Source organism: Nitrospinota bacterium, assembly GCA_029881495.1.
GTDB lineage: Bacteria > Nitrospinota_A > UBA7883 > JACRGQ01 > JACRGQ01 > JAOUMJ01.
This window is the reverse complement of the sequence record JAOUMJ010000011.1, coordinates 36172-47293: the sequence shown is the minus strand read 5'-3', so window position 1 is coordinate 47293 and position 11122 is coordinate 36172. Positions and strand designations below refer to the sequence as shown.

Sequence of the window (11122 nt, the reverse complement as noted above, 5' to 3'; positions counted from 1 at the left end):
TGCCTTTTCCTATCTCTTTGTTTTTATTGAGGTAATAACATCTTTGCGCTTCTTGTTAATTTCCTTGAAAATTGATACCTAGCCAAAATAGTTGCAAATATCAACCTAATGTATTGAAACTATGTTGGATTATATCACTGTAACTGAGGTATACTTAGGTTTAACAAACAAGAAGTTTGTCAGGTGATTTTTATGTTTTCATGATTTGGGTGGGGGTTAATGAAAAAATTCATTCAGCTGAACAACCTCTCCATTACTGTCGCTATCACAATCCTTGTAATGGTTTCCTACCTCTTCTCTCCTCGGTTCATGGGGAGACTGGAACTCCTTATGCAGGACGCCTTTTTCAATGTTCGCGGCGAACTTGTACCAGGAAACGAAGTTGCGATTGCCACTATCGATGAGAAAAGTATTGATAAACTCGGCAGATGGCCCTGGAAGAGAACCGTAATAGCGGATCTTGTCGACGCACTAACCGAATATAACGTAAAAGTATTCGGGTTTGATATTGTCTTTTCCTCTCCAGAGATAGGGATTACCCCCGAACAATTAGACAGTATCAGGTCTAAAATGAATGAGGAGGGAATTCCTGACTCGAAGATTGAAAGTCTATTGGCAGAAATCGAAAACAATGCTGATAATGACCAGAAACTTTTCGATGCGCTCAAACGGTCAAAAAAGGCGGTATTAGGCTATTTTTTCCACTTCTCCGAAGAAGGTCTTGAGCATCTTTCTGAAGCTGAAATGGAGAGTTATCTTGATATTGTCGCGAAATCCCGATACTCCGGCCTCAAGAAGGATGAAGGGACAGACCTAAAGAATATGCGCTTGAAAAAGGCGTATGCGGTTGAAGCAACTATTGAAAAAATTTCCAACTCGACAAAAAGGATGGGATATTTCAACTTTGCGCCAGACTTGGACGGTTCTGTGCGGAAAATTCCATTAATCGTGAAATACCGCGATATGGTGGAACTCGAAGGCGAGGACGACTATCTCTTCCCCCCTCTTTCATTTACAGTGTTGCGAAAATATCTAAAAGCTACAATACTTATCTGGACAGGGCCGCTAGGAATTCAAAAAGTCGCGCTTATGAGCAAGGATGGTGACATTGAAATCCCTACAAACGAAATGGGCGAAATGTGGATAAACTATTACGGTCCTGGTGGAACATTCCCGCATCTCTCAATTGTAGATATAATCGAACGTAAAATTCCGCCTGAGCAACTTGACGGAAAGATCGTAATGATCGGCCCTACCGCAACTGCAATCGAAGATTTACGGATTACGCCTTTTGACAAGGTTTTTCCCGGAGTGGAATCCCACGCAACGGTTATTGATAACATAATACACCAGCGTTTTCTTAAGGATCCTCCGGTTCCAAATATCCTTATCGATTTTATCAGTATAGTTCTTATAGGAACCGTTTTATTTGTTACCGTCCCAAGGCTTGGGGCTGTCACAGGGGGAGGTTTAGCTCTTGCTATTGCGGTAATATCCCTTCTTGCGCATTATATCCTCTTTACTAGATATAACACGGTTTTTCATACGGTTCCGCCTCTTCTCGAAACTGGCCTCGCATACGCCTCCCTGGCAATCTACCGATTCATCATGGAAGAAAAGGAGAAGCGGTATATTCAGGGCGCATTTGGACAATACCTCTCTCCAGTCGTTATTGATCAGCTTATAAAAGATCCGGCAGCTCTTCAGCTTGGCGGGCAAAGAAAGGAGCTTACAGCCTTTTTCTCGGACGTTGCCGGATTTTCTACAATATCGGAAAAACTTTCCCCAGAGGAGCTTGTATTGCTCCTGAATGACTACCTGACGGCAATGACTGACATCATTCTCAAATACGATGGGGTTGTGGACAAGTTCGAGGGGGACGCCATAATCGCATTCTACGGGGCTCCTCTTGATTTCGAGGACCATGCGGAACGGTGTTGCCTTACTGCGATCGAGATGCAGGAAAAACTGGCTCTGATGAGGGAAGATTGGGCCAAGGAGGGAAAAGCACAGCTAAGAATGAGGATCGGAATAAATACCGGAAGCATGGTCGTAGGCAACATGGGCTCCAGGACAAGGATGGATTATACGATGATGGGTGACGCTGTAAACCTCGCCGCAAGGCTTGAAGGAGCCAATAAACCTTACGGCACAGAACTGATGGTAAGCCACTATACCCATAACATCTGTGGCCACCTCTTCGATTCGAGGGAAATTGACAGGTTGCGTGTCGTTGGAAAACAGGAAATAATAACGGTATACGAGCTTATTTGTCTCAAGGGAAAAATTGATCCTAAAAAACAGAATGTAATAACTTTGTATAATGACGGCCTTGGTCATTACAAGGAGAGAGAATGGAAGAAGGCCGTAGACAAGTTTTCCGAAATCCTTGAATTTGACGTAAATGATGGCCCTGCAATGACTTATTTGGAACGTGCGCTTGATTTCCAGTTAAAGGAACCTCCGAAGGACTGGGATGGCGTATTCATCCTGACATCAAAATGAGGATTTTATGAGATTTGGCGAATTTCTAATATCAAAGAATCTTGTTACCGAACAACAAGTAAATGAAGCGCTTGATATTCAGAGGCACAGCAAACTTCCACTTGGCAAGATTGCTGTCATGCACGGCTTTATCAGCAAGGTTGACAATCTTAAACTCTTGCTTGAGCAAAACCGCACCAACAAACGGTATGGTGATCTGGCCATTGAACATAACCTTTTAACAAACGAACAGATAAACGAAATACTCGTGGCCCAGCAAGCTGAAATGATTCCCATGGGGAAGGCCCTTATCGAGATAAAGGCCATATCGCGTCTTGATTCAATTATGGCGCTTGTTGAGTACGCCAATACATACGCAACAAAAAACAGAGAAGGAAACTGAAAATATTATGAGATCTACCAGCCGTTTCTTTTTGTTTATTCTTGTTTCCTCATTTATGACTTCTTGTGCAACACTGAAACCTTCTGAAGAGGAAATTAGACAAACAGAACTGAACGCCGCCCAAAAGATGTATATAGTCGGCCGTGAACTGCTCAATGAAGGAAAAATCGAACAGGCTGAAAGCAGGCTTGAACAGGCTTTAAGAGTAAGCATAGAACAGGATTATAAACAGGGACAAGTGCTCTGCCTGGAATCTCTAGCGTACATAAACATAAACCAGGAAAAAATTGAAAAGAGCTTGGGATATATCTCAAGGGCGATAGAACTCAGCAAGGAGAGTCAGGATAACATACAGGTAGCTTCCCTCCTTACTCTTCAGGGTACGGCCTACGCTAACATTGAAAAGTACGATAACGCACTTGCCTCATACAAGGAGTCACTCAAGTTTGATATTTTATCCGGCAATATCCTCGGAACTGCGGTCACTCAAAACAACATTGGAAAACTTTACTATAAAATGAAGAAAAACGACGCAGCCCTGAGGAACTACATGAACGCTCTCGATATATTCATAAAGCTTGGAGATTACGAAAGAGCAAAGGTAGTTGTACAAAATATGCGCTTTGTCGTGCCTGAGAGCGCGATTGAAATTGAGGATGACTTTGATAAAAACCCGGCAAAAAAGAAATCCAAGCCTAAAAAAAACAAAACCTCAAAAAACTCCGGGAATAAACCGCCTGCCAAAAAGCGATGATCCTAGGCGCTTCAAAATTGAACATACTGACTTGACATATGAGTCAACTAGTAATGATATGAAAATCCAAATGAGATATTTATAATTTCGTAGTTTGAACGAAAAAACAGCTCGTCCTTCAGATTTGATCTGGATGCTGAAACATCCAGCATTGAGCTAAAGCTCCAATGCTCATTCAATGTGTACCTGGCGCTTGCGCTGTAACTGTGCGCCCAATCTTCCTGCAGTTGATCGGTCAATTCGCCAAGTTCATTTCTGCTATATCTTGCATAAAAATTGGTTCTTGTCACGTTATACGCAGTTCTGAATGTGACTCTCTTCTTGTCAGATAATTGCATTATGTAACTGTAATCCGGAGAGACCGTTGTTGACTGATATGAAAAATAGTTCTTGTGAAAAATAAAATCAGGGAAGGAGCCTTCAACAAGGTTCTGGTTGCTAAGGTTATCATTTACGGTAATCCTGAAACCTATAGATGAATTCATGCTTGCCTTGTAAGTCAACATAAGAGAACCTGTTTGACTGACATCCAGTTGCCTTTCAGGATCTCTGCCGCCAAATTCGTTCTCCACCAGCTTGTCAACGTATTCCTTCAACAAATAATTCAGGTTTAACGTATATGAAAGTCCAAGTGAGTTATTTACCGCATACGTCATGGAATACGATGTTCCGGCAAAATCCTTTTCATGCTCCTCAAGCGTGCCAAACCCAGCGATGGAGAATAATGATTTAAAATTGGGATATACACGATCGTATTTCTGGTAACCTAGCGACATCGTGCTTGAGGAGGTATCGGTAGTCCCAACTACATACCGTATGTCAAAAGAATAGCCCGATTCCTCATAATCGTAAAGCCCCTTGAACCAGATTTCATCCTGGGTTTCCTTTGAATATGATTGAGTGAAAAACAGACCGGGACTTAAATCCAGCTTGTCCGAGTTGCTGTACTTGAATGTGGGGGTAAGAGTATTCGTCAGATATTCCGAGCTCAGCCGGGGCCCTTCATCCTCCGTATATACCTGCTTCCTTTTCTGATACGAGGTGTTGTTTAGGACTATCAGGAATTTATTATCTCCAAACTGTACAGTTGGAGCTAGAACAGCAGAGGCATTGCCGCCCATAATGGATGAACCGCCTACCAATGACGAGTAGGTGCTATTGGCCGAAATATCCGATAACCACATGAACCTCATCCATTCCGTCTTCTTAGGCGGTCTCCTGGGACCCTCCAAAGGGCCGACATCTATTATCTCAACACGCCGGTTCACATCCTGATTCAGCGGATCAAGGTAACAGCATGACCCTCTCCCGTAATACTCTATGACGAACACCCCTAACGACCGTAGATACAGTGCGGTAGTTGTAGCCCTTAATATGGCAAGCATATTATTGAACTCGATAGAACCTATCGAGTCTGTATAGCCTACCAGTTTATATTTCCGATTTTTCGGTAACGCGTTCAGCTTTTTTTTCGCCTTGTCCGACAGGACGTGGGTTTTGAAGGCAAAAAAGACCATCTCTACTACATTCTCTTTTGGCTCCTTTTTCCCCTTTTCTTTTGTTTTAGTATCATCCTGCTTTTTTGCCAGTTCGCTTTCTGCGTTAATTGGAGGTTTTGCGGAGCCGCCTGTCGATAAGTCAAGATAGCCTTCGCTTTTTAGCCTGGTGTTTTCTTCTGCGACGGTTGTGGTAGTTGGTTTTGTCATCTCGCTGTCAGCAAGATGAAACATGATACCTTCATCAGTGTTAAGAAATATTGTAAGAACCATTACAGCCAGATTGTTTATTGTCATCTCCCCCTGTGTTGGGTTATTTTAACCCGCTGTAATGGATTTTTTGGTATTTTTCAGTGAAGAACTGATACGGTTCCATCGATTTATTGTAAAAACTGCCAAAATTTCATGGCAAAATCCCATTTATTGCTGATTTTTGTACATATTCATGATTATCAATGAATTAAAGCAAAGTTTGTACCAATGGCGGGACTAATTTTGCCTCGACTATTTTGTGAATTTTGTGAACCAGTATAAATGAAAACGCCCCTCCATCTTCGTGCTGGAGGGGCGTCTGCAAGCTATTTTAAGCTAATCGTGGTGCCTTTCCACACTAGCGGCTTTCCAATCCATCCTCGGCAGAGGTATGTATACCAAATCAAGAGGATTTGTCAGCAATCCGCTGCTGGCTTTTGTGTTGGAGAACCTGAATTCAAGATTATTGTTTCCAACATTTACTGAGCTACCTTCTGTATTTGCACCAAGCCCCTGCCACACGTCCTTTACTCCGGTTTCAACTGAACCGTCAACTCCGACGTTATCGGCCAGATGCGCGTCGCCCACTACGAACAGGCTTACGTCGATGTCCTTCTTTTCTCCATTGCTATCCTTGATTGAGTACCTGTACTTCAATTCTCCGCCGGATACCATGGTAATCATATACTTCGACTTGGAATTCAAGTTCCTGTCATACTCGAACGATTCGCCGTTTACGGTCAAAGTCTCATCGAATATGGACTGTTTGCCATGATCCAATTCCTTAAAGGATCTTGATTCCTTAAGCGAGTCGCTACCCGATTTAAACTCAACAGACATCTTATCCAATTCATAGTCGCTGTCATGTTTAACATAACCGGTTTTTGATTCACCTTGTTTACCATGTTCGTTGCTATCACCACCGGTTTTACCGCTCGAATCCCTGTAAGTATTCAGGTAGTCTGCCCACGGCAGGTCAAGTATCGCACTTCCACCCGGCAGGTTTTTATCGAACTCGGTTTGCCAGTCCATTGACTGCAGACCGGAAAGATCTCCAGCCTCCGCGCCCCGCAGATTTACGCTTACTACCTGTAATGAATCGGATGTCGGGCGAATTACATACTGCTGAACCCTAACCCAGTTGCCATTTGCATCCTTAAGAACCCTGCCGGCCCTTGCGTCAGCTACTTCCTCAAGCAAGGCATCACGACCACGGATATCGGAGTTTTCAAGGGCACTATCTATATTGCCCCACAGTTCGTTTCGCACATGATCCCTATGATCATCGTCTTCTCCATCCATTGTAGCCCGGCTATCATTGAAAATTCTCAGCGAAGCCTTGTTCACAAAGTCCTCTTCAACCTGAACAGCATAGGAAAGGTATCCACTGCCAGACAGTGCGGTTTTCACATCTTCGCTGGTATACTCGCCTGTCTGTAGCTGGTAGTTTTCTGGTTTAAATCCGCCATCAATATCTTCCGCTGAAGCAAGACCTCCTGCTTTTATCGCAGCAACAACATCATCACTGGCAACGATTGCTCTTTGGTCGTTAGCTCCACCTGGAAGCTTCGAAAGCTCAGCTGCTACCGCATCGCCTATCTCGGCATCTGTCGGTGGATTCTGGCCATTATTGAGCTGAGCCTGCATTTCGGGTGACAAGGCGTTCCAGAAAGCCTGGCGCTCTGCACCCGTCAGTGAGTCAAGAATCGTCTGTGCCTGCATCGTATTCAGGCTGGGAATTATCGCGGCTTGGGTAGCCGGATCAAGCGTGAACCAGAAATTGACAAGAACTGCTCCAGACAAATTACCCGTGTTCATGATCGCAAGAGCCTGTGTGCCGTCAAGAACCACCCCTACCTGCTGAGAAGGGGTAAGAGCGTTCCAGAATGCAACAAGTTCTGCTCCGGCCATTCCGCTCAACATCGTCTGCGCCTGTTGAGCCGTAAGACCTGCGATCAACTGTCCCTGAACATCAGCGCCAAGTGATTTCCAGTAGGTTACGAGATTTGTACCCTGCAGATTACCAATATCCGACTGTGCAATAGACACTTTCTGATCTAGTGCAAGGAGGTTGCTTAAAAGAGCCTGCTCCTGCGGTGATAACGTATTCCACATCGCAAGGAAGTTTGCACCGCTTAATGCCAGAAGCGACGCTTCTTTATTATCACCAATACCATTACCATTAGCATCAGCCCACTCGGTCGGATCAAACGGGAAAGCATCCTTGTTGTCGCCTACACCGTCGCCGTCTGAATCAGCAGTCTCAGTTGGGTCGTTCGGGAATGCGTCCTTGTTGTTGCCTACACCATCACCGTCAGAATCTGCAGTCTCGGTAGGATCATTCGGGAATGCGTCCTTGTTGTTGCCTACACCGTCACCGTCAGAGTCTGCAGTCTCGGTAGGATCATTCGGGAATGCGTCCTTATTGTTGCCTACACCGTCACCGTCTGAATCAGCTGTTTCTGTCGGATCATTCGGGAAGGCGTCCTTGTTGTCGCCAACGCCATCACCGTCAGAATCCGCTGTTTCTGTCGGATCATTCGGGAATGCATCCTTGTTGTCGCCAACACCATCACCGTCAGAGTCTACGGTCTCGGTTGGATCATTCGGGAATGCATCCTTGTTGTCGCCAACGCCATCACCGTCAGAATCCGCGGTTTCTGTCGGATCATTCGGGAATGCGTCTTTATTGTCGCCTACACCGTCGCCGTCTGCATCAGCAGTCTCGGTTGCATCATTCGGGAAAGCATCCTTATTATCACCTACACCGTCGCCATCAGAATCTGCGGTCTCGGTTGGATCATTCGGGAAAGCATCCTTATTATCACCTACACCGTCGCCATCAGAATCTGCGGTCTCGGTTGGATCATTCGGGAAAGCATCCTTATTATCACCTACACCATCACCGTCAGAGTCTGCGGTTTCGGTAGGATCGTTCGGGAAAGCATCCTTATTATCACCTACACCATCACCGTCTGCATCAGCAGTCTCGGTTGCATCATTCGGGAAAGCATCCTTATTATCACCTACACCGTCGCCATCAGAATCTGCGGTCTCGGTTGGATCATTCGGGAATGCGTCCTTATTATCACCTACACCATCACCGTCAGAGTCTGCAGTCTCGGTCGGATCATTCGGGAAAGCATCCTTGTTGTCCCCAACTCCGTCGCCGTCAGAGTCTGCTGTCTCGGTTGGATCATTCGGGAATGCGTCCTTGTTATCGCCTACACCGTCGCCGTCTGAATCAGCAGTCTCGGTTGCATCATTCGGGAAAGCATCCTTGTTATTACCTATACCGTCGCCATCAGAATCAGCAGTCTCGGTTGAGTCGTTCGGGAATTTGTCGGAATTATCGCCTACGCCATCGCCATCAGAATCTGCCCACTCAGCCTTATTTTTCGGGAAGGCATCCTTGTTATCGCCTACGCCGTCACCGTCTGCATCAGCAGTTTCCGTTGCATCGTTTGGGAATTTATCGGAATTGTCACCGATGCCATCTCCGTCGGAATCTTTAGATTCCTTCGCGTTGTTCGGGAATGCATCCTTGTTATCGCCTACGCCGTCGCCATCTGAATCAGCCCACTCGGTAGGATCCTTCGGGAATTTGTCTGAATTATCGCCTACGCCGTCGCCGTCAGAATCTGCCTTTTCCTTCGCGTTGTTCGGGAATGCATCCTTGTTGTCACCTACACCATCGCCGTCTGAATCAGCAGTTTCCGTTGCATCGTTCGGGAACGCATCTGAATTATCACCGATGCCGTCTCCATCCGAATCTTTCGACTCTTTCTTGTTAGTCGGGAATGCGTCTTTATTATCGCCTACGCCGTCACCATCCGAATCGACCCACTCGGTTGAATCCTTCGGGAACTTGTCTGAGTTGTCGCCGATTCCATCGCCATCCGAATCCTTGGACTCGTTAACATTTGCCGGGAACGCATCTGAATTATCACCTACACCGTCACCATCCGAATCGGCAACTTCAGTAGCATCTCTTGGAAAAGCATCGCCGTTGTCACCGACACCATCGCCATCCGAATCGGCGCTCTCTTTCGGATCATTCGGGAACGCATCTGAATTATCACCGACACCGTCTCCATCCGAATCTGCCTTTTCCTTAGCATTTCTCGGGAAAGCATCTGAGTTATCACCGACACCGTCTCCATCCGAGTCAACAACTTCGTTTGGATCGTTCGGGAATTTATCATTTACATCCGGAACTCCGTCTCCATCCGAGTCTTTTTCCTTTTCAAGCTCAGCGGCTTTTTCCCCTCCATCGCCCTTATCCAGGGAAGCGACTTCTATAACGGTTTCCTCTGCAACGCTTTTCTCTTCGGTTTCTGTTCCAGCCTCAGTTGTTGCTTCCTCTTCTGTGGAGGCGACCTCTTCAGAAGCTGTCTCTTCGGAGGCGGTCTCAGTTGTTTCTGCTACAGGCTCCTCTTCTGCCTTTGCTTCTTCTTCAGTAACAATTTCTTCTTCCACTTTTGCAGCAACTTCTACAACTTTCTTCGCTTCACTTGCGTTTACCGCACCGCCGCCGGCTACAATTACAGGATTAATGACCGTGGTTTCCTTGATTATTTTCTGCATTTCAGCAGGCGGCACGTCAACAGGCCCGCTGGAATTACCCTCTTCTGAAACATCGGTAGAGGTGTTTGCGCCTAGAAGAACTTCTTCCTGTGCAGATGCAGCTTCAACCGGAGCAGATGATGTTTCTGCGGCGGTTGTTTCTGTAGTCGCTGTTTCTTCAGCTGAATCGCTCTGTTTCGCTACTTCCTCTTTTTTCTCTGCTTTTTCGGCTGCGGCTTTTTCTTTTACCTTCGTAGCCTTTTCAACGACCTTATTTATCTTTGTAACTTTCTTCTGAACATTCTTCGACCCGCCGTTTATTTTGAAAGGCTGAAGATTGGGCTTTACTGCAACTAGACCTTCGATAGTCGTTATTTTTGTTTTACCAGTATCATTAACGTCAACGACAAATTCTGTACCGCGTACACCGATAACGGCTGTCGGCGTTTCAATCTTGAAATTAACGTCTGCAGTGTTCAGTTTCGATGCTTTAACCTTTAATTTACCAAAAGCGACTTTGACGGTAATATCCCTGATGTTCTTCTTGGGGTCGAAAATCATCTGGTTTATCTCAACGGCGCTGTCTTCACCGAGAGTAAGTTCGGAGTTATCGTCAAATACCAGTTGCAGGCGGGATTCCTCTTCAGTCTCCGCTACATCCTTGAAAAGGACAGCTTCACTGCCGTTTATCCCAAAAGTCTTTTTGGTCTCGAAGCGGGTGAAAGTTACATCGCCTTCATAACTCTTTACCATGCCGATGTCGTTGGGGTCGACGACACCTTTTTCTTTTAGGAAGTATTTTCTCTCTATGAAGTTTCCGCCAGCATCACCTGTAAGGAAGGCATATGTGAAATCGACCATCTCAACTTTTGTAAGTGGGGATTTGAGATCATCTGATGAAAAAGGTTTAACCCCTTTTTTCGCCATTGATGCAAGAACGGATTTGTATAAATCGTCCTTCTTCATCTTCGATGCATTTTGAGGAATAAATTCATTTTGATGAGAAGATTTAAGATCCTTTTGAACGAGCAGATCTATGTATTCACCCTTGCTCATTACCTTGGCAGAATGTGCCTCTTTCGGAATGGCAACTAGTGTGAAAATAGATATGAGAACCGCGACCCCAAGCTTACTCACGTTTATCATTTTCCCAACCCCACTATAAAA

At 45.4% G+C, this 11122-nt stretch carries 5 protein-coding genes; 3 read left to right on the top strand and 2 right to left on the bottom strand.

The window, feature by feature from the left end:
- The first annotated feature begins 219 nt into the window (after window positions 1–219).
- From OEY64_06575 to OEY64_06565, 3 genes are read left to right on the top strand one after another with little or no spacing between them, the layout of a single operon-like run.
- Window positions 220–2505: an adenylate/guanylate cyclase domain-containing protein gene (locus OEY64_06575; GenBank protein ID MDH5542612.1), complete on the top strand. Its 2286-nt coding sequence runs from the start codon at window positions 220–222 to the stop codon at window positions 2503–2505.
- A 7-nt stretch (window positions 2506–2512) separates the two neighbouring features.
- The gene (locus OEY64_06570) at window positions 2513–2887 is read left to right on the top strand and encodes a hypothetical protein (protein ID MDH5542611.1); all 375 of its coding nucleotides are present in this window, start codon (window positions 2513–2515) and stop codon (window positions 2885–2887) included.
- Window positions 2888–2918: 31 nt separating this feature from the next.
- Window positions 2919–3641, top strand: a complete 723-nt coding sequence (locus OEY64_06565; GenBank protein MDH5542610.1) for a hypothetical protein — start codon at window positions 2919–2921, stop codon at window positions 3639–3641.
- Window positions 3642–3688: 47 nt separating this feature from the next.
- On the opposite strand, the gene OEY64_06560 is transcribed toward OEY64_06565, so the two are convergent.
- Both OEY64_06560 and OEY64_06555 read right to left on the bottom strand, forming a co-directional pair.
- Window positions 3689–5434 (bottom strand): hypothetical protein, encoded by a 1746-nt coding sequence (locus OEY64_06560; protein MDH5542609.1) that lies wholly within the window; start codon window positions 5432–5434, stop codon window positions 3689–3691.
- Window positions 5435–5725: 291 nt separating this feature from the next.
- Window positions 5726–11101, bottom strand: coding sequence for a thrombospondin type 3 repeat-containing protein (locus OEY64_06555; GenBank protein MDH5542608.1), 5376 nt, complete (start codon window positions 11099–11101; stop codon window positions 5726–5728).
- Window positions 11102–11122 lie beyond the last annotated feature (21 nt).